The 22,982-nt window shown below is 40.3% G+C and carries 20 protein-coding genes; 15 read left to right on the forward strand and 5 right to left on the reverse strand.

From position 1 onward, the window contains the following. Position 1: 1 nt before the first annotated feature. The 8 genes from IW510_RS17450 (at position 2) to IW510_RS17485 (ending at position 10,592) form a co-directional block, all read left to right on the forward strand. Positions 2 to 991, forward strand: coding sequence for a hypothetical protein (locus tag IW510_RS17450; RefSeq protein ID WP_202061817.1), 990 nt, complete (start codon positions 2 to 4; stop codon positions 989 to 991). Between the two features lie 21 nt (positions 992 to 1,012). Further along, positions 1,013 to 1,594: a hypothetical protein gene (locus tag IW510_RS17455; protein WP_202061819.1), complete on the forward strand. Its 582-nt coding sequence runs from the start codon at positions 1,013 to 1,015 to the stop codon at positions 1,592 to 1,594. A 387-nt stretch (positions 1,595 to 1,981) separates the two neighbouring features. Beyond that, complete coding sequence (locus tag IW510_RS17460) at positions 1,982 to 2,662, forward strand: endonuclease V (protein ID WP_202061820.1); 681 nt, start codon at positions 1,982 to 1,984, stop codon at positions 2,660 to 2,662. Between the two features lie 234 nt (positions 2,663 to 2,896). Further along, entirely contained in the window at positions 2,897 to 4,186 is a 1,290-nt protein-coding gene (locus tag IW510_RS17465; RefSeq protein WP_202061821.1) for an MFS transporter, read from the forward strand. A gap of 200 nt (positions 4,187 to 4,386) precedes the next feature. Next, positions 4,387 to 7,314: a right-handed parallel beta-helix repeat-containing protein gene (locus IW510_RS17470; RefSeq protein WP_202061822.1), complete on the forward strand. Its 2,928-nt coding sequence runs from the start codon at positions 4,387 to 4,389 to the stop codon at positions 7,312 to 7,314. Between the two features lie 314 nt (positions 7,315 to 7,628). After that, positions 7,629 to 8,459, forward strand: a complete 831-nt coding sequence (locus IW510_RS17475) for a Cof-type HAD-IIB family hydrolase (RefSeq protein WP_202061823.1) — start codon at positions 7,629 to 7,631, stop codon at positions 8,457 to 8,459. 202 nt (positions 8,460 to 8,661) lie between these two features. Next, positions 8,662 to 9,747: a threonine aldolase family protein gene (locus IW510_RS17480; RefSeq protein WP_202061824.1), complete on the forward strand. Its 1,086-nt coding sequence runs from the start codon at positions 8,662 to 8,664 to the stop codon at positions 9,745 to 9,747. A 14-nt stretch (positions 9,748 to 9,761) separates the two neighbouring features. Next, positions 9,762 to 10,592 (forward strand): prenyltransferase, encoded by an 831-nt coding sequence (locus tag IW510_RS17485; RefSeq protein ID WP_202061826.1) that lies wholly within the window; start codon positions 9,762 to 9,764, stop codon positions 10,590 to 10,592. A 77-nt stretch (positions 10,593 to 10,669) separates the two neighbouring features. Here IW510_RS17485 and IW510_RS17490 read toward each other — a convergent pair whose 3' ends face one another. Both IW510_RS17490 and IW510_RS17495 read right to left on the reverse strand, forming a co-directional pair. Next, complete coding sequence (locus IW510_RS17490; RefSeq protein WP_202061827.1) at positions 10,670 to 11,401, reverse strand: hypothetical protein; 732 nt, start codon at positions 11,399 to 11,401, stop codon at positions 10,670 to 10,672. Further along, complete coding sequence (locus IW510_RS17495) at positions 11,388 to 12,212, reverse strand: ATP-binding cassette domain-containing protein (protein WP_202061828.1); 825 nt, start codon at positions 12,210 to 12,212, stop codon at positions 11,388 to 11,390. The genes IW510_RS17490 and IW510_RS17495 overlap by 14 nt, the downstream gene beginning before the upstream one ends. A gap of 212 nt (positions 12,213 to 12,424) precedes the next feature. Here IW510_RS17495 and IW510_RS17500 point away from each other — a divergent pair, with 212 nt between their 5' ends. After that, positions 12,425 to 13,660 (forward strand): DUF3114 domain-containing protein, encoded by a 1,236-nt coding sequence (locus IW510_RS17500; RefSeq protein WP_202061829.1) that lies wholly within the window; start codon positions 12,425 to 12,427, stop codon positions 13,658 to 13,660. A 62-nt stretch (positions 13,661 to 13,722) separates the two neighbouring features. Here IW510_RS17500 and IW510_RS17505 read toward each other — a convergent pair whose 3' ends face one another. Continuing rightward, a complete protein-coding gene (locus tag IW510_RS17505) occupies positions 13,723 to 14,754 on the reverse strand; it encodes a lactonase family protein (protein ID WP_202061830.1) in 1,032 nt (343 codons plus the stop codon). Positions 14,755 to 15,230: 476 nt separating this feature from the next. Between IW510_RS17505 and clpX the strand changes: the two genes are divergently transcribed. Together clpX and yihA are read left to right on the forward strand one after the other, a co-directional pair. Further along, entirely contained in the window at positions 15,231 to 16,481 is a 1,251-nt protein-coding gene (gene clpX, locus IW510_RS17510; RefSeq protein WP_202061831.1) for an ATP-dependent Clp protease ATP-binding subunit ClpX, read from the forward strand. 173 nt (positions 16,482 to 16,654) lie between these two features. Next, the gene (gene yihA / locus IW510_RS17515) at positions 16,655 to 17,236 is read left to right on the forward strand and encodes a ribosome biogenesis GTP-binding protein YihA/YsxC (RefSeq protein WP_202061832.1); all 582 of its coding nucleotides are present in this window, start codon (positions 16,655 to 16,657) and stop codon (positions 17,234 to 17,236) included. Between the two features lie 207 nt (positions 17,237 to 17,443). On the opposite strand, the gene IW510_RS17520 is transcribed toward yihA, so the two are convergent. Together IW510_RS17520 and IW510_RS21505 are read right to left on the reverse strand one after the other, a co-directional pair. Beyond that, on the reverse strand, positions 17,444 to 18,652 hold the full coding sequence (locus IW510_RS17520; protein WP_202061834.1) for an esterase/lipase family protein: 1,209 nt from the start codon (positions 18,650 to 18,652) through the stop codon (positions 17,444 to 17,446). 260 nt (positions 18,653 to 18,912) lie between these two features. Next, positions 18,913 to 19,047: an SPJ_0845 family protein gene (locus tag IW510_RS21505; RefSeq protein WP_269092869.1), complete on the reverse strand. Its 135-nt coding sequence runs from the start codon at positions 19,045 to 19,047 to the stop codon at positions 18,913 to 18,915. A gap of 129 nt (positions 19,048 to 19,176) precedes the next feature. Between IW510_RS21505 and yidD the strand changes: the two genes are divergently transcribed. The 4 genes from yidD to IW510_RS17540 all read left to right on the forward strand — a co-directional run bounded on the left by yidD (position 19,177) and on the right by IW510_RS17540 (position 22,982). After that, positions 19,177 to 19,461, forward strand: coding sequence for a membrane protein insertion efficiency factor YidD (gene yidD, locus IW510_RS17525; protein WP_202061836.1), 285 nt, complete (start codon positions 19,177 to 19,179; stop codon positions 19,459 to 19,461). A gap of 19 nt (positions 19,462 to 19,480) precedes the next feature. Next, on the forward strand, positions 19,481 to 20,350 hold the full coding sequence (locus IW510_RS17530) for an ROK family protein (RefSeq protein ID WP_202061838.1): 870 nt from the start codon (positions 19,481 to 19,483) through the stop codon (positions 20,348 to 20,350). A gap of 312 nt (positions 20,351 to 20,662) precedes the next feature. Next, positions 20,663 to 21,832, forward strand: a complete 1,170-nt coding sequence (locus tag IW510_RS17535; protein WP_202061840.1) for an ABC transporter substrate-binding protein — start codon at positions 20,663 to 20,665, stop codon at positions 21,830 to 21,832. Between the two features lie 271 nt (positions 21,833 to 22,103). Continuing rightward, a complete protein-coding gene (locus tag IW510_RS17540; RefSeq protein WP_202061842.1) occupies positions 22,104 to 22,982 on the forward strand; it encodes a branched-chain amino acid ABC transporter permease in 879 nt (292 codons plus the stop codon).

Genomic DNA, 22,982 nt, shown 5'->3' on the forward strand with positions numbered 1-22,982 from the left:
AATGAAAAGGCATAGGAAACAAATAGGCATTAGTGTGTCAATAGTTTTAGTTTTAGCAGTAGTTAGTATAGGTTATTTCTGGATTCAAAAGAACCAGGATAAGGAAGAATCATTAGAAATACCTACTGTAGTTATCATCGAACCAAGAGAAGTTACTTTTCGAACGATTGAAGGTACAACTGCTATAGCGAGTAAGTGGTTGTTACCAGGACCAGATAAAGTAGAGGAAGGGAAAAAATATTCATATGTGGGTAGTAATCCAATGGCAACGATGGAATATATGGCTTATGAGGACTCGCAGAAGCTATTGACCTATAATTCTAGCGAAATTGACCCTACAGTGGAAGTTGAAAAGTCATTGCTTCATGTTTATAAAAGGGAAAGTAATGAAATTGTTAAGTTCAAGGAAATCGATATGAAACAAGCGTTGGCAAATTACAATGTAGATTATGCTCCTTTTATGACGGATGGAATGTTAATGATTGATGGTAAATCCTATGTAAAGATTAACCTTTATGAGAAATCGTTAGCTGATTATGGTAGTCGTTGGATTTATTTAGGGGTAGAAGATGAAGATATTATAGAAAATTTGGCTGGAAAAGATACTAGCCATAATAGATTATACGATATAGATTCTAAAATACTTTTGAGCAAGTATTCAAATCTTTCTGGAAAATATATTGTAGATAATACGATGTGGTCTTCTCATTTTTGGTATTTAAGTAATACAGATATGTCTACTAGTGGATTTTTGATAGAATTTCCAGAAATGAAAAAATTTCTTACTCTTAAGGATAATGAACGTGCGAGTATTTTTTTTCCAGACCTATCAATTTCTGTAGAAACAATTGCGAAATGGTTCATGCCAGTAGGGACTGATATGTATGAAGGTTTAGTTCTATATGGAGAGTATAGTAAAGATGGTCAGGACCATGAAATTCACTCATTGGAAGAGTTTCGAGAGTGGTTTAAAGACACAGAAGATTTATAAAAAGGTTGAAAGGAGAAAATTATGAGTCAAACAGGAACATTTACAGCTCAAAAGCAACCTCAACAACAGATGCAACAAGATACATCAGGTATTGATAAGACAGCAATGGGCTTTGCTCGAGGTGGGAATTTCAATCCTTCATTGAGTAAACCTCAGCCAACAACATCAAATAACAATCAAGGTGGTGATATTTCTTCACTTGCGAGGCCTGGTTTTGGCAGTGTAGCTGCTGGTGCTGTCTCATCTGGTGGTGGCGGAACAGGTGGCAAGAAAATTGATGCCAGCCAAATTACAAGTGTGAACATTTCTTTGAAAATGGGCGAGATTATGTATAGTAATCCATATAATAATAGTCATGGTTTGTTGGATTCAATAAAGGATGATAGTAAATCTGTACTAGAGGGTTGCTGTAGAGAAGTTGCCTCAACAGGAGAGGACTTAGCAAAAGCGGTAGAACAAATAGACGCCTATATAAACAGTATCGCGCAGGCTTTTCAAGAAATGGATAAAAAAATAGGTACCGAAATTAGTAACTTAGAGATTAGCTCAAGAACTAGTGGCAGTCAAAGTAGTGGACCAAACAAATTTTCAGGAGCATTTTAAGACTGAAAAATGAGAATTAGTGAAGGTATCGTAATTACTTTGGTATTAACAATATATAAATAGTTCCTTTATCGTGCACCGGAGGTGAAGACTTTCGGTGCATTCTTAAGGGAAAGATGGGAATAAACGAACGGAAAATAGGAAGAAAGGAAAGATACGTATATGATGAACTAGAAAAGGAGATATTTACTCTATTTGGCAGAATAGGGTATAAATTAAGATATTTCAATGCTGCTAAATGCTAGGTGCAGAGCTCACCACATAAAATATTCGTTGTTATTCTTCTATGCGTAACGGGTAATGAATATATATGAATGGTAGACAAAAAGAATAGCGCAATGGAGAAGTATAGCAATAAAAATGTGTATAAAAAAGGAGCGATTAACTATGTCGGAACTACTTACACAATTCCAACAAGAACAAGAAAAATGGCAAGCGCAAATCTCTTTGCAGACGAATTTTGCATTGAATGATATCCATCTGGTTGCGGGTGTTGATTTGGCGTACTGGCAGGAAGAGGAACAGGAATTTGGTGTGTGCAGCATTGTGGTTGTTGACTACCAAACAATGGAGGTTGTTGAGGAGGTAGCTTATCATGGGAAAATCAGTGTGCCGTATATTTCCGGTTATTTGGCTTTTCGAGAGCTTCCGTTAGTTCTTGAGGCGGTAAAAAAACTGTCTGTTGTGCCTGATTTGTATATGTTTGATGGGAACGGTTATTTACATGTCAGACATATGGGAATCGCAACGCATGCCTCTTTCTATTTGAAAAAGCCAACAATCGGGGTAGCGAAGAATTATTTCACTATCGAGGGGGCAACGTTCGATGAACCGGATAAAAAAGCGGGTTCTTTTGAGTTAATTGCAGTCAAAGACGATGTGTATGGCTTGGTTTTGCGAAGTAGAGAGGATGTAAAGCCTATTTATGTGTCTTGTGGTAATTGGATTGATTTGGAAACGGCCAAAGAGATTGTTCTGCATTTTGTAAAAAAAGACAGCAGATTACCTATACCGGTTAGATATGCTGATTTGGCAACCCATAGAAAAAGAAAGGAATGTCGGGATTAACGGTGCGTGCTGGAGAAAGTTCAGTTTCGGTTTTTGATTTATCTATATACCAAATGATATGATTGATATGAAATGAAGAAATAGTGAAAGGAGTATGCGACATGCTATTTATTAGGAAGGCAATGATTGACTCTATTCGTTTGAGAAGAGGGTAGGCTCTTCTTTTTTTGGAGCACTCCAAATTAGGAAGAGAAAACTTAGTCCTAAATAAACGAACAAAACAGGAGTGTTTTTATGAATAAACAACCAACGATTGACATGAAGAACTGGCGAAGAAACTTCTATTTATTTCTTACAGGACAGTTTTTATCAGGTATAACAAGCATGATTGTCCAATACTCGATTATTTGGTATTTGACAGAAACTACAGGCTCAGCAACGATTTTAAGTATTGCCACATTGTTGGGGATGATTCCGATGGTGATACTGAGCCCATTTGCCGGTCCATTTATTGATCGGTTAAATAAAAAAGGCGTATTGATGGTTACTGATATCATTGTAGCAATTTTTGCATTGGTACTATCAGTTGTAGGTACTCTATCCTCTGATTTCCCGCTATGGCTGGTTTTTGTTTCGCTCTTGATACGGGCAATTGCTCAGACTTTTCAAATGCCTACGATTCAGTCTATCCTGCCGACCATGGTACCGGAGGATGAAATAACGAAGGTGAATGGTCAGCTGGGGATGGTCCAGTCGGCGAATTTTATTGTTGCTCCGGCGTTAGGGGCATTTCTTTTTTCTGTGATTCCCATGAACCTTCTGATTTTACTTGATGTACTTGGAGCGATAATCGGTGTTGGTTTACTGATTTTTATAAAGATTCCACATCTTCCATCAGAGGGAGAACGAATTCATTTAATGGCGGATACGGTTTTTGGTTTTAAGAAATTAATCGAGAATAAAGGGCTGTGGTATATTACGCTTATCGGAGCTGCTTTCACATTGATTTTTATGCCGGCAGCAAGTCTATATCCGTTGATGACAATGAGCTATTTCCATGGTACAGTCGGACAGGCCGGATTGATTGAGGTGATTTATGCGGTAGGGATGTTGGCCGGGGGAACAATCATCGGTATTTTTGGGAACTGGAAGAATCGAATGAAGCCAGTATTGTTGGCTTACTTGGTGATAGGTCTCACGATTGGTGCCAGCGGTCTCATACCGCCAACACGTACAGGATTTATTTGGTTCGCTCTGCTAAATGCGGCAGCGGGGTTTGCCACACCGTATTTCAACACTCTGCTAATGGCGATGATTCAGCAAAGCTACGAGCCAAAATATCTTGGTCGTATCATGGGCGTGCTGAATTCATTGATGAGTATTACTGGCCCTGTGGGGTTAATTTTTGCCGGACCTTTGGCGGATAAGATTGGTGTTGAGAAACTATTTCTTATTGCCGGTATCGGCACCCTTCTTTGTGGGCTCGTGAATTTTCTAATTCCTGTAGCAAGAAATTATGATAAAGAATTACAGAGGAAGCTAGCAGAAACAGAGGAAGAGCCCACTCGCTTGTCAGAAAAATAAGAAAATAGCTGAAAAATCAGATAGATGTATGTTTGTATCATCAAAGGGAGCAGAGCCACGTTAAGCGGCTCTGTTCCTTTTGTCTAAAGAGTCTTTTTCTGCTAACAGTCAGTTATAAGAATACTTGACTTTTTGTGATTGTTTTGAGATATTAAATAAGGAAAGCGCTTTTTCACTATTTTTAAAGGGAGATGAACGATTTGGCAGGTAAGTTTATTCGGAAGTTTGTAACTGTATCTTATTGTGCGGCGTCATTAATGTTACCTTTGACTGCAGTTGCTGTTGAAGCAACAGAAATGACAGGAAATTCTTTTTCGGAAGAAAATGTTCACGTGAACAATGTTGAAGCAACAACATTTGATTCTGAAATGGCAGAATCAGAATCAACAGAATCTACGGCTTCAGAAGCAATTGAACATTCGACTGAAGTCAGTGTATCGAAGACTGAAGCAGAAGAAATTGAAACAGCTGTTGCACCTAGAGCATTGGGAGAATGGCAGAGTATCTTTTTTGGGGAAAGTACCGGTGAAGCGAAAACTAGCATCAATGTCATTGATGAAAAGACCGTGAACATTAAAAGCCAAGACAATGGAGGCAAATTCTTAATCAGTGGTACAGATGGCTTATCGTATTATTACACACAGGTGCCTAAGGATAAAAACTTCTCGCTTTCAGGAAAGGTAACAGTTAACACATGGAAGTATACGAATGGTCAAGAAGGATTCGCTTTGATGGTTCGAGATGCCGTGCCAAGTGAAACAATGTATGACCGAAGTCATTATTCAAATTCTTATTCAATTCTTGGTAGTAGACTGGAGTATATTTGGGATTTCGATAAAAACCAGGTAACGACTGGTAACGGAGCTAAGTATGCGATGAAGCTGGGGCTGGGTACTAGAACCGTGGTGGGTGTAACAAGTGATCCGCTGAATCCACCGGAGGTTGGTTCTGTGACGTATAATTATTTTCCAATGGAAACAGCTGCAGCAGATAATAAGCTTGAAGCCGGAACCTATAATGTGATGGGAAATGCTGAGTCTGAGGTGGGAGCGACAACGATAGGTAATTTGACGACCTTTGATTTTACCATGAAAAAGACGAATAGCGGATTTGAAGCATACTATACAGATGCATCCGGCAAGACGGTTCGTGATGTACTTTGGGATTGGGAGTCAATGTTTGTATTGGATCAGGAAAATGTTTGTGTTGGTTTTGCAACGGCACGGAATATGGATATTACTGTCAGCGGATTAGAAATGACCTACTCTGACCCGAAAGAAGATCCAGATCCGGAAGAACGACCAACAGAAAAAATTGAACCTGTCTATAGTATTTCATCCAGTAAAGAAAGCGGAACAAAGGAATATGACTTGCGTTTCAAAGCAAATGCGGATGGTTCGTTGGTCTTGCGGGACAAGGAAACTGGCACTGTTTTTGAAGCCGGAAACAATATCGCTGTCCAAGCAAACAAGGAAATTACGATTCCGGTAGAGCTGGAGAAGGCGGCAACGACCTTTGAAGCAATTTTTACACCGGACAAAACATATATTCCAGGAGAATACATGGAGATGAGCAATTACGATGAGGCGACTATTGAGCATCAGGTTAAGTATCGCGAGTTGAAGTCAACGCTCTATGTTACACCGGGAGGCACTGAGAATGCTTCTGGAACAGTTGAAGATCCGATTGCGTTGCGTACGGCATTGAGCTATGCCAAGCCGGGGATGACGATTGTTTTAGCTGTAGGTAATTATACCTTTGATAAGAAACTGACAATTCAAAAAGGTGTGAACGGTACAGCGGAACAGCCAATCACATTGGTTGCGGAGAAAAATGAAGCAGGGCTTCGTCCGGTGCTTGATTTTACAGGAAAAGGCGGCGGATTGTCTCATTGGGGGAACCATTGGATTTATCGTGGGTTTGATGTGACAGGTGCTTCTGACATGTCTAAGGGAATAGAAGTTTCCGGTCATTATAACTGGTTGGAGGATATTCAAACCTATCGGAATGGCAACACTGGTATTCAAATCAGCGGATCAGCCATAGATACGATTAATGAGTGGCCTTCTTACAATACAATCAAGAACTGTACTTCCTATGAAAATGCAGATACTGGTTTTGAGGATGCGGACGGTTTCGCAGCTAAAATTACTACAGGTCCCGGGAATGTGTTTGATGGTTGTATTGCTTACCACAATGCAGATGATGGCTGGGATTTATTTGCTAAGAATGAAACTGGAAGTATCGGTAAGGTCACAATCAAAAACTCTGTCGCTTATCGAAATGGCTGGTTGGCAAATGATCCATCTAAAACAGGTAATGGGAATGGATTTAAAATGGGTGGCTCGTCTCTTCCGGGGGACCATGAGCTCATTAACAGTCTGACCTTCGAAAATTTAGGTAAAGGCATTGATTCTAACAGTGGGACAGATATTATTGTTAACAGTAGCACCTCGTTTAACAATCAATCACATAATGTGGCACTGTATACAACCTCTTCTGACACAACAAACTATTTTGCAGATGGTATTCTGTCGTTTCGAACAACTGGTGCTGAGGTGAAAGAGAAACTGGAGCTTAGGAACCAGGAAGAGTCACAGGTGTATGGTGCAACAAATTATTACTGGACGCCGGTAACAGCACGTCAGTCAGTAAATACAGGGAATCATCAGGTGCAGGAAGCTTGGTTTGAACGTGTGACGACTGCTGAAGAAAGTAATCTTCCCGCGGAACAACCCATCACCCGTTATAGTAACGGCAGTATCAATGTTCATGGCCTGATGCAGGTAAAAAATTATTCAAATGAAACATTGGCGGAAGGCATTGGTGCAGTGTTTAATGAAATGACTTCACCGAATTCTGCTTATCCTGTCTATGATCTTTCTGGAACGGGAGAAACGGATGATTCTTCGGATACTTCTACAACAACGGAGAGCAGCACGACTGAAACAGACTCAGTGAGTCATTCCGATTCTTCAACGGATAAGCCGACAGGAGGAAGTAAGCCTGATGGCAGCGGCTTGCCGCAAACTGGTGAGTTAAAAAATATGATGTTGGGCGCAGCTGGGATGCTGGTATTATTTGGCTCAGCTGTAATGTATGGAGCGAAAAAGAAGCGTCAGGCTTAGTTGCTCAACAGGATTTGAAAACGCACGTTAGATAGGATAGGAATTTCATCTATTCTATCCTTATCAATAAGAAGAGTGTAGAGTGAGTTGGCTCTGCACTTTTTTATCGTCATTTTAAGTGAAAGCCTCAGCTAATGAGAAGCATATGGTATATACGACTTGTAGCGTATGTATGTAAGCTTTTTCATTATAGATATTTGGGAGAATATAAACTATACTGGTAGTAATAACGAAAAAATACGGATGGATGTCTTTTTTCACTCAGTAAACGAAAGCCGAGAAAAGTCGTTCAGCAGGTTAGAGGGGTAAATAGTATGGCGATTAAAGCAATTGTACTTGATATTGATGGAACATTACTAAATGATGAAAAGGAAATATCTGCAAAAACAAAGCAGGCATTGATTAATGCACAGGAACAGGGAATTAAAGTGATTTTAGCATCTGGGCGACCAACAACAGGGATGCAAAAGCATGTGAAAGAGCTGCAGCTGGATAAATATGAAGGCTTCATTGTTTCTTTTAACGGTGCCTGTGTTATTGATTGTAAAACAGACGAAATGCTGTTTAATCAGGCGATGTCTGTAGAGGACAGCAAAGCAATTTTGGAGCATTTAAAGCAGTTTGATGTGAAACCGATGATTGATAAAGAAGACTATCTCTATGTGAATGATGTTTTTGATAACATTGTGACACTTCCGACAGGGGAGTTCAATATTATTGAGTATGAGTCCAGAGGCGGTAATTTTAAGCTGTGTGAGATCGATGATTTGGCGGCCTTTGTGGATTTTCCGTTGAATAAAATCTTGATTGCCGGCGATCCGGACTATTTGCAGGAGCATCATGTGGCGATGAAAGCGCCATTTGAAGGAAGCCTGAACGCTATGTTTACCGCACCGGTTTATTTTGAATTTACAGATAAAGGAATTGATAAAGCGAAAGCGCTGGATAGTGTACTGCCCAATTTTGGTATTCATGCGGAGGAAGTGATTTCCTTTGGTGATGGCCATAACGATCGTTCTATTATTGAATATGCAGGCGTAGGTGTAGCGATGGCGAATGCAGTAGATGACTTGAAAGCAGCAGATGAGATTACATTATCGAATAATGAAGACGGCATTGCTGTGATGCTGGAAAAATACTTATAGTCCATATTTAAGCTATAAAACATCTTAAGGCTGAGTATTATTTATAACAAGAGAAACATTTTGCCACTGAGTACTATCGTGGGAGATAGCTAATTTTATGAGCAATCCTCATAGTAAGAGGGTAGGGGTTCGTCAGACAGCAATTTTGTGCCGTTTTTTCACTCGCGGCTAAATGAGTCAAAAATGATGGGAGATTTGGTAGATGGATGCACTAAAAGAAAGTTGGAAAGCAGCTGCATACAAGCTGGGAAATCATGGCGAACGGACGATTGATGTGCTAAAGCAAGTCTTGCTATCGGTTGACGATCAAATAGAAAGTGACATGTATGGAACAGGGGCTGTAATCGAAGATTTCGAGAAGAAAATGGCTGAGGTTCTTGGAAAGGAAGCAGCTATCTTTTTCCCTAGTGGTACAATGGCGCAGCAAATTGCATTAAGGGTTTGGACGGATCGAAAAGGAAATAAGACAATTGCTTATCATCCGTTGTCACACCTTGAGATTCACGAAGAGGATGGATTGAAAATGCTTCATCAGATTCACCCCATCTTGCTTGGTGAAGAGGATCGATTGCTTACGCTAGAGGATGTAAAAGCGGCAGCGCCTCAGATTTCCTGCTTGCTTTTGGAGCTGCCACAACGAGAAATTGGCGGACAGCTGCCAACCTTTGAAGAGCTGGAAACAATTAGCCGTTATTGCCGTGAACATGGAATCTTGCTTCATTTAGATGGTGCACGACTGTGGGAATGCCTGCCGTATTATAACAAAACAGCGGCTGAAATCTGTTCTCTATTCGATAGTGTCTATGTGTCGTTTTATAAGGGGCTTGGGGGAATCGCTGGTGCAATTCTTGCTGGGGATTACTCTTTTATTGCGGAAGCAAAACCATGGAAAAGACGACATGGCGGTGATTTGATTAGTCTGTATCCCTATGTGCTGTCCTCAGATTATTATTATGAACAGAGGATTGAAAAGATGACAGACTATTATGAGTCTGCGAAACAAGTGGCGGAACAATTTAATGCTTGTTCAGGAGTTAAGACAATACCACAGATACCGGTAACTAATATGTTTCATGTTCACTTTTCAAAACCTGCAGCAGAAATGGCAGAGATTTTGACAGCCTTGCAAAAGGAAACAGAGATTGGTTTTACGGGGATGTTGAAGAGTCAAGGGGCTTCTGCCTGTTCCTTTGAGCTCTCAATTGGTGATGCGTTTGGGAAGATACCGAAGAACCAATGGAGAGAGGCTGTTCAGGATTTAGGGAAACGGACAACCCCCTCTGATTGAAAGGAGTGATGCGCATGACCGTTATCAAGGAGTACAAAGAAGATGTTGAAAAAATCCTGTCTCACCGTTATGATTTGGGTGCAGATTACTGGACAACTGAAGATAAACGGTTGATAAAGGGAGCCCCCTTTTCAACAATGGAAAGCATGATGCTTCTGACAGAATTAGGTATGGATGATTCCGACTCAATAATCGAAGAAACCGCTAAATTGATTTTCAGTACATGGCGGGAAGATGGGTGTTTTCAATTAACTGGCAAGGGAGCGATTTTACCTTGCCATACTGTAAATGCAGCCAACACGCTTTGTCACATGGGCTATAGTGAAGACGAGCGTGTTCAGACAACTTTTCAACATCTTTTGGCAACGCAATATGAGCTGGGAGGCTGGCGTTGTAATAAATTCAGCTATGGTCGAGGGGAAGAGACTTTATATGCGAATCCCGGACCAACATTGACTGGGCTGAATGCTTTTCGTTTTACACCATATCTTAATCAAGAGTCGACGCTGGAGCCGGCGGTTGAGCTTTTATTGGAGCATTGGCGGATTAAAAGACCAATCGGACCTTGTCACTATGGAATAGGGACATTGTTTATGCAACCGGAATATCCGTTTCGCACATACAATCTTTTCTATTATGTGTATGTGCTCTCGTTTTATGAGAAAGCCAAGAAGGATGAGCGCTTTCTCGAAGCCTTGAAGGCATTGCAGGAGACGATGGAGGACGGAAAAATTGTTGTTATGCGGACCAATAATAAGCTGGCAAAGCTTTCTTTCTGCAAAAAAGGAGAGCCGAGCGAGCTTGCAACAAAGCGCTATCAGGAAATTTTAGAAAATCTTCAATGACAACTGAACAAGATAAAAAAATGTGGTCTCGTTAGGTGAACGTAAATCCTAATGAGGTCACATTTTCTATAAAAGTATCAAAATTTTATTTTTTTAAGCAAACCAATTTTTATAGCTGAAAAAGCAGCTGTATAAAGTAAAAATGAACCAAATAGCTGTATAGTAATCAATCTGGAAAAGGCAGCGCTGCTCGGATAGGCCTTAGTGATATCTGCAACAGGTGGAATGACCCATAAAACAAAGGCTGAAAGAGGATACTGTCTAATCATGGTCAGTCGAGCGCTTACGAAGACGACAAGAAACAATGCCGTCAGCAATACCAGCTTTTTGTCCTTCAATATCCTAGGATGAAGCAAAGAACCAAGACTTGCGCCGGCACAGGCACAGGCCAAAAGAAGCAGGAGGGAACAAAGAAAATCATTTGCTTCATAAGGGCGGTCAAACAATGCTTGTTGACTGATGATGGCGGCAAGCAACGGTGCAATCGCTGAAATCAGACTGATAATGGTACTTAGAAAAAGTAAAAATAACGCTATGCTCAGATAATAAAGAGTGTCACTTTTGACCCGTAAAATCATCAGCTGTTCACTGATGTTATCTTCCAGATTGTTGTAGGATAGACCGACCCACATAGCAATCAGAAATGTATACATACAGGACATAAAAATACTGTCCATCAAGCCGATAGGGCGCGGTGTCGTATAGATGCCCAGCTGAAGCAGTAATAGCCAGACCAAAGGCATGACAAAGCGGGACGAATGGAAATAGGAGAGGCGATGATAGCTAAGTAGTTCGTTAATCGTCTTCATGCTGCATCCCCCTTAATGTCCAGTGGTGATTCAGCATTGTTTGAATCACTTGATTGGTTTGGCTTGCAGGCACAGAAATCTGCAACTGATTGTCAGACTGTCTTAGGGAAAAAGAGAGCTCAGGAAGAACTGCTCGTCGTTCTTCATCGACAAAGGTCAGTTGAAAGTGTGATTCAGTGGTGAAGAAGCCAATATCTATTGCCTGTATTTGCTTGTTTTCAATGCGGTAGGCAGTATCTGAAAGTGAGCGAATCAGATGCTTTTCGTGACAGGACATAATAAGTGTTGTCTGCTGCTTTTGCAACAGCTTCATTTTCTGAACAAATACCTGCTGCGAGCGTTGATCTTGTCCGGATAACGGTTCATCTAAAAGCAAAATATCCGGTTGTTTAATCAGTGCTTGAATCACACCAATTTTTTGGAGCGAGCCTTTTGACAGAAGCTGCAGAGGTGTGTGCAGCATATCAGTTATATAAAAATCCTCTGCGAGTTGTTGTATTTTTTCTTCCAGTTCTGAATCGGTACACCCATCGATTTTTCCAACAGAAAAAAGGTATCGATAAGCTGAAAGCTTCTTACGTGGAAAATGCTCGGGAATATAGTGAATCAATGCGTCCTTATTTCTATGTATAGCACCTGAAGTTAACGTAGTTAAGCCTGCAATCATTCTTAACAATGTACTCTTACCGCTGCCGTTTTTTCCTGTAAAGACGACAGATTGTCCTTTGTAAATAGATAGGCTTACAGCGTCTAAAAGGACCTGCTGTTTAAACTGTTTTGTCAGGTTATCTATCCGAATGATTTCTTCCACTGTACTCCTCCATTCTTTTTTAGTGTAGAAAGCCTGCTTTTATTTTAGCATATCTTTTAGAATCATTTCTTGAAGAAATGAAGGGTTGCTGTCTATCATATTCCATTTCCTGTAATCATCAACAAACGTGATATAGGTAGAGGTGTGGAATCAGTGGTACAATTGAAAAAAAGAATGGAATGATTCGTTGAGAAGGGAGGGAACTGTCAGGAATGGAAGAGCGGACGAAAGATACTGCTGGAGAAGAATGGCTGGAGCGAGCCTATCGCCCTGTTTTGCAGCTGTTGGGAAAGGATGGAGCTTGGCTTGACTGCCGAAAAATGGTAATCAAGCAGTTTGAGCTGCTTCGAGAAATGGCGTGGGGTCAGCAGGCATGCGGTGTACAAGCTGCGTATCTTCTTAAATTAGTATCGAAGCTGAAGGAGCCTCAAAAGCTAAAGGAGTGTTTCTGCCAATTGAACAATGAGCTGCAGTGTGTTGGAAGCCGTGCCTATGAACGACTTTTTGACGCTTCAGAGGATGGAGCGTTTACGGAAGAACAGGCAAAAAAGCGACTTCATCTATTAGTGTTGCACTTGGGCGCTGAATTGGATGAGAACGAGATGCTTCAACTAAATGGCCCATATGCGTTTGATGAGACGCTTTCGCCCCATGCTCGTTTCTGGCAGACCCTTGCAAAAACGATGCAGGCGGCCTATCCGAATAAGAACTTGTCTGACCCCATCCATCATCAGCTGAGGATGTACATTGATCGACAAAATATCCAATATATCCGTTCAAAGTTCAAAACAGCAGAAAGAACAGACGAGCAAGCACTCGCAGCGTATGTGAGTGCGCCAAGTCCATTGGGCAGATCCGGTAAGCGGATGGAGCGTGAGCCTGCCCGTTACCATAATAAAATGATTATTGGTGAAACCTATGGTAGCCGTGTACTGGGAAATGAAAACAAAAAACGAACGGTGCACTTTCATTCGGAGTTCATCCTAAATCGTCGTGGTGATTTCGTCAGTCAATGGAATGTTCTTGAAAAGGATAAGGCGAGTGGAAAATACCATAGTGACTTAAGTTATTACCAAACACGTTTTGGCGAGCAATCGTTGTATTTTGAGGAACAGCTGATGAATGGGGAATCGTTTAACTATGCGGAAAAAAATGATAAAGTGCATAAGCGGCTGGATGTTCGACCACCTGGAAAGTTGGATCACAATTTGAGAAAAACGATTGGCAGGCATGGGTTGAATGGACAAAAGTCAAAAACTGATATGAACCAATTAATGGACGGAGCGGAGGGACAGCAGAGAAAATGGCTTAGTCCGCAACAAAGAAACAGGCAGAATCCTGAGCTGAACTATGATTATTTTTCGGATAAAGGAGATACCTATTCCGGTAATGTATATAATCGATTGCTTGATACCGTCCGGCGATTGGCACGGATAGTTAAAAAATAGAAGAAAAAAATAACTTGCCAAGAGAGTAATCCCTGTTTTGGCAAGTTATTTTATGGCTTATTTTATTTGAAATAAACGCAGACACATTCCGGTGCGTAAACATCTTTTTGAATCATAGTCAGCAAGCCTGTTTCTTTATCACGGCGATAAAGCGTTAGGTTGTCTGTATTTTGGTTGGCAGCTACAATATACTCATCTGTCGCATTCAAGTCAAAGTCTCTTGGAAAATCGCCTTCAGTCGAAATTAATTGAATCAATTCGATATGATTGCCATCTTCAGTAACCGCATATACTGCGAGAGAATTATGCCCACGGTTTGATGCATAAAGGAAACGACCGTCTTTAGAGATACGAATAGCCGCGCCGCCACTAAATTCTGTAAAGTCTTCCGGTAAGGTTGACACTTTTTGTTTTTGTGAAAATGTTCCGGTTGCTGCATCATAAGCAAGTACAGTCACTGTATTGTCTAACTCACCAAACATATAAGCAAGCTTTTCGTTTGGATGGAAGACCAGGTGACGAGGACCTGTTCCTGGTTCAGCAACATATTGAGCGGCTTCAGTTAATTTACCATCAGCAGCAACATCATATGTGTATACACGGTCAGTACCAAGGTCACAGACAACAAGACGATTGTCTGGTGTCAAATCGGTATAGTGAACATGCGCATTATTTTGATTTTCATGAGGACCAGTTGCTTCATCATGTGTAATTTTATCAGCAAGCTCAAGAGAACCATCTTTTAAAATGCGATGGCTGTAAACCATGCCTCGATGGTAGTTTGCGCCATACATCAATTGGCGGTCTTCATCAACCGCAACATAACAATGGGGTGCACCTTGCTCAGTGACTGCATTTAACAGTTCAAATGCCTGCTCATCTTTAGGCTTAAAGGCTCCTGCTCCGCCTTCTTCTCCAACCTCTATAACAGAATACAAGTTTCCGGCATTGCTCAGTGTGACATAGGTCGGGCCTTTTGCTTCAGCTACCAGCTCAGCTGTCGAAAGCTCTCCCTTTTCAGTATCCAACACGATTTCATGGATGCCTTTGCTAACTCTTCGTGTATACGTCCCTAGTAAAATCTTTTCTAACATTCATGTACCCTCCATTATTCAATGATTGAAAACTATATGAATGACACAAAATAGTTCAGGCTGCGATAGAGTACCTATTCTCAATTATTCAAGCAACGGTAAGCAATTGCAACGTGTTTATTTACGTGTCTTCATACCACGTTTACAGTATAACATAAAGCGGAAACATTGAAGAATAACAATCAGAGGATAAGAACAAGAAAGCCACTGGAAAATAAAAATCTGAGGAAATGATTTTGTTTCTCAAAGGAGTGTTTAGAAGTAGGTATGATGCAATTGATTAGATGAACGACTGTTATTTTCTCATGAAAATGTTATCTAAAAAACAATCTCTCAATAGCTTAAAAGAAGCTCATTGAAAAAAAACAGAAAGAATGTTAAAAATTCATTTCCAAAGTTCGCATTTTTTCCATCTTTGTGATATGATTTCTTAAGACTGTACCTGCAGTTACTTTCGAGTTTAAGGAGGAACGTACGTGTACGACAATACAAATAATAATGGACCTGTTCGTTGTTCTTTCTGCGGAAAAACGCAAGAAGAAGTAAAGAAGATTGTAGCGGGACCGGGCGTATACATTTGTAACGAATGTATCGACCTATGCAAAGAGATTATTGACGAAGAATTTTATGATGAAGCTGTACGTGAATTAACGGATGTTCCTAAACCCCAAGAAATTTTGGATGTTTTAGATCAATATGTGATTGGCCAAGAGCAAGCGAAACGAGCACTCTCTGTTGCTGTCTATAATCACTATAAACGAGTAAATCACACTGATAATAATAGTTCAGATGATGTAGAGCTGCAAAAGAGCAACATCTGCCTGATTGGGCCTACTGGCTCAGGAAAGACATTTTTAGCGCAAACCTTGGCTAGAACATTGAATGTGCCGTTTGCCATTGCTGATGCAACCAGCTTAACAGAAGCAGGTTACGTTGGTGAAGATGTGGAAAACATCTTGCTGAAGCTGCTTCAATCTGCTGACTATAATGTAGAGCGAGCAGAAAAAGGCATTATCTATATTGATGAAATTGATAAAATTGCCCGTAAAAGTGAAAATGTTTCAATTACCAGAGATGTATCCGGTGAGGGCGTTCAGCAAGCCCTGTTGAAGATTTTGGAAGGAACTGTAGCAAGTGTGCCTCCACAAGGTGGACGCAAGCACCCGCATCAGGAATTCATCCAGATTGATACAACCAATATCCTATTCATCGTTGGTGGTGCATTTGACGGAATTGAAACCATTGTTAAGAACCGTCTGGGAGACAAGACTATCGGCTTTGGAACAAACAACAGTAAGCTATCTGAAGATCAAAGCATCATGCAGCAGATTATTCCGGAGGACTTATTGAAATTCGGTTTGATTCCTGAATTTATCGGTCGTTTACCGGTTACTGCCGCCTTGGAAAAATTAACCGTTGATGATTTGGTTCGTATTTTGAAAGAACCAAAGAATGCGCTAGTTAAGCAATACCAAAAGCTATTATCTTTGGATAATACAGAATTGGAATTTGAGGAAGATGCTTTACGCGGCATCTCACAAAAAGCCATTGAGAGAAATACCGGAGCACGTGGCCTACGTTCGATTATTGAAGGAATCATGTTGGATGTTATGTTTGATATCCCTTCAGATGAAACAATTAAGAAAGTTATCATTACCGAACTGGCTGTTGAAGGCAAAGGAAAACCGGCGATCATTTATGATAAAAAGGATCAAAAAGCCGGCTAATCACGGAAGTAAACGTTGAGTAGTTAGATTACTCAGCGACACGAATGGAAATGATAGGTCGGGACGAAATATCTGCAAAGGTATGAGCCCCGACTTTTTTATGGGAAGAAGCTGAAACTAAGCAGGCCAGCTTCGTTTTGTGTACAGCTAACGAGTAAAAAAGGAGGAAAAGTATGAACGTACATCAAGCAGAAATCGTAATCAGTGCAGTATCTCCGGCGCAGTATCCTGAGACACAGCTTCCTGAAATCGCCCTTGCCGGACGATCAAACGTAGGAAAATCATCGTTTATCAACACGCTGATTAATCGAAAAAATCTGGCACGAACATCAGGAAAACCGGGGAAAACCCAAACATTGAATTTTTACCTGATTGAAGAGTCGCTTCATTTTGTGGACGTACCGGGATATGGCTATGCCAAGGTTTCCAAAACAGAACGAGCAAAATGGGGAAAAATGATTGAGACCTATATGACAAAGAGAGAACAGCTTCGGGCCGTTGTTTCCCTTGTTGATTTGCGCCATCCGCCGACCCAGGAAGACATTCAGATGTATGAATTTCTCAAATATTATGACCTGCCGGTAATTGTTGTTGCAACGAAAGCAGACAAGATTCCGAGAGGGAAGTGGAACAAGCATGAAAGTGTCGTCAAAAAGGCGCTGAACTTTGATCCGTCCGATGAATTTATCCTATTCTCATCTCAAACAAAAATGGGCAAGGATGAAGCATGGAAAGCAATTGAAAAGTACCTTTAATAAATAGATAAGAAAAAACGGAAGAGTATCCTGCACTCGGCAGATACTCTTCCGTTTTTTTAGTGTTGTCCTTTTGCTTCTCTAAAAAATTATTGATTTGAATAGTCGGCTAAACTATAGCATATCATTTAGATGAAAATGAACATGGGACTGAGAAAGTAGAAGTACTTTCTCAGTCCCGTTTATTATAGAGCTTTTAGTAAGTGCTTATAATGTATAGTTTCTTAATACAATACCTTCATAGAAACTGCGGACTTTTGTTCTCAGGATAGGTGCCTGCAAATAGTCTTGTCCAATGAAATCAATGTGATCCCATCCTTTGATAACCGGTTCAACATACCAAATTCCCGGTTCTACTTGGTTATCTGCTGTTTTACTCTTTTGTGTGAAAGGTGCTTTGGCTGAAATAACTGGTACAAGTCCATCATTCGCACGCCATTCAGTTGTCCCAGTCTTCCCTAATATCATAGAAGGAATTGTAAATAGTGGAGACATTGTGATTGATGGCAGATAATTATTGCTCACGCCGGACTTATAAGTCGCATCTGCTGCAAAAGAGAAGTAGTAAACATCACCTGCCAGATTTGTCATCTGGTTAATCGTATCAGCACCGGCAACAGTCAAGTCATGTAAGGCGACATCCTGACTATTGTTCCAAACATTACTTTCCAATACTCGTTTCATATAGGCCTTATTACTTTCTCCGGCTTGTTGGCGAAGCCCCCAATGATCCATTTTGAAATCATAAGGAATCTTGATAGCGTTGCTTCCGGTAGTTGCTGCCAGTCCGTAAATAATATCGCTGATTAATGGCTTGGCGATATCTGCAAGACGAGTACCGTTATGCGGGGTACCTAGTGTAGTGATGCTATGAACCCAATTCTTATTCCCTTTGAACAATTCTGATAGCTCAGTGCCGTTAGCGGCAGCGTAAGCTTGCTCTTCCTGTGATCCTTCACGAAGCATTGTTTCCAACAGACGGCTAGTTTGTCCACCCTGGCTATGTCCAATCAAGTGAATTTTACTTTGACCATCCCATTGTGGGTAAAGTCCGGCATAGGTTCTGCCATATCTGGCATGCCCGTGTTTTTGAGCATGGGCTGCACCATAATCTACAGTTCCACCCTTAATATAGTAGTAGAGCTCGACTGCACGATCCCAGTTACTTCCGAAAGGACTTACAACAGCTTCCATGCTATGATACCCTTTTGAATTCAGATCACCCAAAATAGTAGAAAAGCCACCCCAATAAGTGATAGGAAATGGTTTTAGCTCATCTGGTCCGAAACCCACCAATCCATGAACAAAAACATGCGGGTCCTTATTCTCTCCATGTACTTCCTCAGGCTGGAAAAAGCTGATTCCCAAAATCAGACTAATCCCTAAAACAATTGCATACAATTTTTTCTTTCTCATTTTTTTCCTCCAAAACAACTATTTTTGAAATGTTTCTCGTTCATTTCGTTATTTATTATAACCTATAAAACGGGTTTTTTATATGTAAATATTACTTATTGGTATTTTTATTCTTTTAAATACTTAATATAGGTTATTTTTAGTATAAAAAATATAGGTGATTGATAAAGTAGTAGTGATAGTGACACATAAAAAGGCCTGAAGCTGCTGGAAAATGTAGTTACATTTTTCAGCAGCTTCAGGCCTTTTACAGAAACTGGTTATTTTTTTGTTTCTTTATTTTTTGGCTCATCTGTATCTTCTTCTTTTTTTGGTTTTTCTTTGTCTTTAGGGTCAATGGCGAAGGATTCAAATAGCTTATCCAAATCGTCACTACTTTCGAATTTTAATCCCATGAGTCATCCCTCCGTTCTCACTTAGTGTAGCACTTTTCTTATAATTTTTACAGCTTTCAATTTGAAACCTTGCATTCCGTTAAAAAAAACGATATAGTTTTGTCGAATAGGAAAGAGGAGAAGGACAGAATGCTTGGAAAACTGATTATTTCTTTGGTGAAATTTTATCAGAGATTTATTTCACCGGCACTTGGACAAAGATGTCGGTACCATCCTACCTGCTCCCAGTATATGATGGACGCGGTCCAGACCCATGGTGGAGTAAAGGGCGGCTTGATGGGAATCGGGAGAATTTTACGGTGCCATCCCTTTGTAAAGGGTGGAATTGACTATGTTCCGCTAAAGTTCAGCTTGCGAAGAAATCCAGATGAAGAATATCACGGACCTTATAATTATCGGAGACATAAAAAATAGACATAAAAGGCGGAGTATTATGGCGATTTTAGCATTTGATTTAGGCGGTTCAGCAGTAAAGTACGGTGTTTGGGAGAAAAATGAGCTACATGGAACAGGAAAATTTCCTACACCGAAAACGTGGGAAGAAATGAAAAAAGCATTATTAGAGACAAAAATGAATGTGCCATTTTCTATAGAAGGTATTGCATTCAGTGCACCTGGTGTAGTCGATGAAAGGAAACGCCAAATTTTAGGGATATCAGCAATTCCTTATATTCATCATTTTGATATTTATGATGAGCTGGAAAACCTTTTTCAACTGCCTGTAACGATTGAAAATGACGCGAATTGTGCAGGAATGGCTGAAATTTACGAAGGGGCAGCGAAAGGAAAACAAGAGGTTGCTTTTGTCGTGATTGGAACAGGTATTGGTGGCGCTGTATTCCATAAAGGCGAAATTGTTAAGGGCGCACATCTTTACGGTGGCGAGTTTGGCTTGATGTTTTTGAATGATGGAAAAACCTTCAGTTCTCTTGGAACAGCTGTACATATGGCTTGGCGCTATTGTGATCGAAAAGGTGTTGAAAGAGAAACTTTTTCAGGGGAAGATGTCTTTATGCTGGCAAATCAAGGTGATGTACTGGCGACAGAAGAAGTAGAAAACTTCTATGAATATCTGACGCAAGGTCTATTCAGTATCCAATTTTCATTAGATCCGCAGGTAATTGTTCTTGGTGGTGGTGTATCTGCGAAAGAAGGGCTGTTGGAAGAAATCAATCAGCGGATGGAGAAAAAATTGAAGCAATTTGACTTGAAGGATTTTGTCCCTGAGATTGTTATTTGTGAGTATCGAAATGATGCAAATTTAGTTGGCGCGGCAGCCAACTTCATCGCCCATAAACAATAAATGGAAAACCTTACAAAAAAGAGGACTAAAATCAGAAAATTTTAGTCCTCTTTTTTTGTTTCTCTGAATGAAATAAAAAAGTGTGTCAGGAATATAAAAAGGAAAAAAACTTTAATTATTATTAAAGTCAAAAAAATTTAGCCAGCTCAGTCAATTTTTTCGCTCTATTTGTAACGATAAATTGATCATAATAAACTGATTGTTTTGAATTATAGAAATTTTCTGAAAATTCATTGACAAGAATCCCCTTTTTTATTATATTTGTATACATACTATTTTAGTATTTTGTAAAGAGAATGAGGGGGTAATTTGATGAAAAGATTTAGTTATTTATTTGCCAGTTTGTTCTTACTAGCAGCATGTGGACCAACTGCAACAAGTGGTGGAGGATCAGATGCTGGGAATAAGACTGAAGGCGATACAATCAAAATTGGTATGAATATGGAGCTTTCCGGAAGTGTATCAGCATACGGGAATGCTGAAAAAGAAGGAATTGAACTGGCTGTTGAGGAAATCAATGAAGCTGGTGGTGTCTTAGGGAAGAAATTAGAATTGATATCTAAGGATAACAAATCTGAAAATAGTGAGGCAGCTTCCGTTGCTTCGAACCTGACAAATGAGGATAAAGTAGTAGCTGTGATTGGACCGGCAACATCTGGTGCAACAAAAGCAACGATTCCTAATATGACAAAAGCCGGTGTACCGTTGATTACACCATCCGGTACGGATGACAGTATCACCGTTGCAAACGATAAGGTACAGGAGTACGTGTTTAGAGCATGTTTCCAAGATACCTTCCAAGGGGTTATCCTAGCGAACTTTGCTCAAGACAATCTGAAAGCAGAAAAAGTGGTCATTCTTGGTGATAAATCAAGTGATTACGCAATCGGGCTTGCGGATTCCTTCAAGGATACGTACAAAGGTGAAATCGTTAAGGAAGAAAACTTTACTGCAGGAGACAAGGATTTCCAAGCATTATTGACGAAAATCAAAGGATTGGACTACGATGTCATCTATGTTCCGGGATACTATACTGAAGCAGGCTTAATTATTAAGCAAGCAAGAGAAATGGGTATCGACAAACCAATTATTGGTGCAGATGGCTTTGGTGATGAGAAGTTGGTTGAAATCGCAGGCGCTCAAAACGTAAGTGATGTCTATTACACGGGGCACTTCTCAGAGAAAGCACCGGCAACAGATAAAGTAGAACCATTCGTTGCAGCATTTAAAGAAAAATATGGCAAACAGCCGTCCGCTTTCAATGCATTGGCTTATGATTCTGTCTACATGCTGAAACAAGCAATTGAAGATCAAGACTCTGCTGATTCAGCAAGTATTACAAAAGGCTTAGCTGAGTTGAAGGATTTTGAAGGTGTTACTGGTGTAATGACAATGGATAAAGACCATAACCCAGAAAAATCAGCAGTAGTATTGGGACTGACTGAAGGAAAAGAAACTTCAGCAGAACCTGTTAACCCTTAATAAAAGAATTTTGAGAATGAAAATGGCTGGGACCAACAATGATTTCAGCCATTTTACTTTTTTACTTAATGAATAAACTGCAGGATAGAAGCGAGAATGTCTTTGGGATTCTGCCTTTAAGATAGAATGTACCTCTTATACTACACAGTTTTTCATACATAAAACAAAACTTCTTAAGTTGACAGAGGTCACTAAAGAAAAGAATCGGTAGTTGGTGCAGTCTGTCTGAACCTCTTTTATTCTCAACAAATACAAATTGGATGTGATGAAAATGGAAATGTTTATCCAGCAGTTAATAAATGGGCTGTTTCTAGGGAGCATCTACGCTCTTTTGGCCTTGGGCTATACAATGGTATACGGCATTATAAAACTAATCAACTTTGCCCATGGAGAAGTGTACATGCTTGGTGCATTCATGGGATACTTTTTTATTAATAATTTCAAGCTCGGCTTTTTTCCGGCACTTATTCTTTCGATGGCCTGTGCAGCAGTCATCGGTGTGGTTATTGAGTTTCTAGCGTATCGTCCTTTGAGAAAATCAACAAGAATTGCTGCGTTGATTACCGCAATCGGCGTATCCTTCCTTTTGCAGAATGTCATGATTCAGATGGTTAAGTCTGATCCCAGAGCATTCCCGCAAGCAATCAAGCTGCAAACTTACAAGTTTGGTTTTATTGAAGTGTCGAATATTCAGTTGATTATTCTGTTTGTTTCTTTATTCTTGATGATTTTACTACAGGTGATTGTTAAAAAGAGCAAGATGGGGAAAGCCATGCGTGCAGTAAGTGTGGATGCAGATGCCGCTCAATTGATGGGAATCAATGTGAATCGGACCATCTCTTTTACTTTTGCTTTAGGCTCAGCTTTAGCGGCAGCGGCCGGGATGCTGATTGGTTTGTATTATAACTCCATTGATCCGATGATGGGTGTTGTTCCAGGGTTGAAGTCGTTTGTAGCGGCAGTTGTCGGAGGAATCGGAATTATTCCGGGAGCGGCGATTGGCGGTTTCGTGATTGGGCTGCTTGAAACGGCAGCTGTAGCACTGGGCTTTTCTGATTATAAGGATGCAGTCGTTTATGCTTTGTTGATTGTTATCCTGTTAATTCGTCCGGCGGGTATCCTCGGGAAGAACATCAAAGAGAAAGTGTAG

Source organism: Enterococcus sp. BWR-S5 (genome assembly GCF_016745255.1).
Lineage (GTDB): Bacteria > Bacillota > Bacilli > Lactobacillales > Enterococcaceae > Enterococcus_L.

Bases quoted from the DNA above. Each gene is read 5' to 3' on its own strand.
- IW510_RS17480 (WP_202061824.1), top strand. From the start codon at position 8,662: ATGGATGCACTAAAAGAAAGTTGGAAAGCAGCTGCATACAAGCTGGGA.
- IW510_RS17460 (WP_202061820.1), top strand. From the start codon at position 1,982: ATGTCGGAACTACTTACACAATTCCAACAAGAACAAGAAAAATGGCAA.
- yihA (WP_202061832.1), top strand. From the start codon at position 16,655: ATGAACGTACATCAAGCAGAAATCGTAATCAGTGCAGTATCTCCGGCG.
- IW510_RS17535 (WP_202061840.1), top strand. From the start codon at position 20,663: ATGAAAAGATTTAGTTATTTATTTGCCAGTTTGTTCTTACTAGCAGCA.
- IW510_RS17485 (WP_202061826.1), top strand. From the start codon at position 9,762: ATGACCGTTATCAAGGAGTACAAAGAAGATGTTGAAAAAATCCTGTCT.
- IW510_RS17490 (WP_202061827.1), bottom strand. From the start codon at position 11,401: ATGAAGACGATTAACGAACTACTTAGCTATCATCGCCTCTCCTATTTC.
- IW510_RS21505 (WP_269092869.1), bottom strand. From the start codon at position 19,047: ATGGGATTAAAATTCGAAAGTAGTGACGATTTGGATAAGCTATTTGAA.
- IW510_RS17540 (WP_202061842.1), top strand. From the start codon at position 22,104: ATGGAAATGTTTATCCAGCAGTTAATAAATGGGCTGTTTCTAGGGAGC.
- IW510_RS17530 (WP_202061838.1), top strand. From the start codon at position 19,481: ATGGCGATTTTAGCATTTGATTTAGGCGGTTCAGCAGTAAAGTACGGT.
- IW510_RS17455 (WP_202061819.1), top strand. From the start codon at position 1,013: ATGAGTCAAACAGGAACATTTACAGCTCAAAAGCAACCTCAACAACAG.
- IW510_RS17505 (WP_202061830.1), bottom strand. From the start codon at position 14,754: ATGTTAGAAAAGATTTTACTAGGGACGTATACACGAAGAGTTAGCAAA.
- IW510_RS17520 (WP_202061834.1), bottom strand. From the start codon at position 18,652: ATGAGAAAGAAAAAATTGTATGCAATTGTTTTAGGGATTAGTCTGATT.
- IW510_RS17465 (WP_202061821.1), top strand. From the start codon at position 2,897: ATGAATAAACAACCAACGATTGACATGAAGAACTGGCGAAGAAACTTC.
- IW510_RS17500 (WP_202061829.1), top strand. From the start codon at position 12,425: ATGGAAGAGCGGACGAAAGATACTGCTGGAGAAGAATGGCTGGAGCGA.
- IW510_RS17475 (WP_202061823.1), top strand. From the start codon at position 7,629: ATGGCGATTAAAGCAATTGTACTTGATATTGATGGAACATTACTAAAT.
- IW510_RS17450 (WP_202061817.1), top strand. From the start codon at position 2: ATGAAAAGGCATAGGAAACAAATAGGCATTAGTGTGTCAATAGTTTTA.
- yidD (WP_202061836.1), top strand. From the start codon at position 19,177: ATGCTTGGAAAACTGATTATTTCTTTGGTGAAATTTTATCAGAGATTT.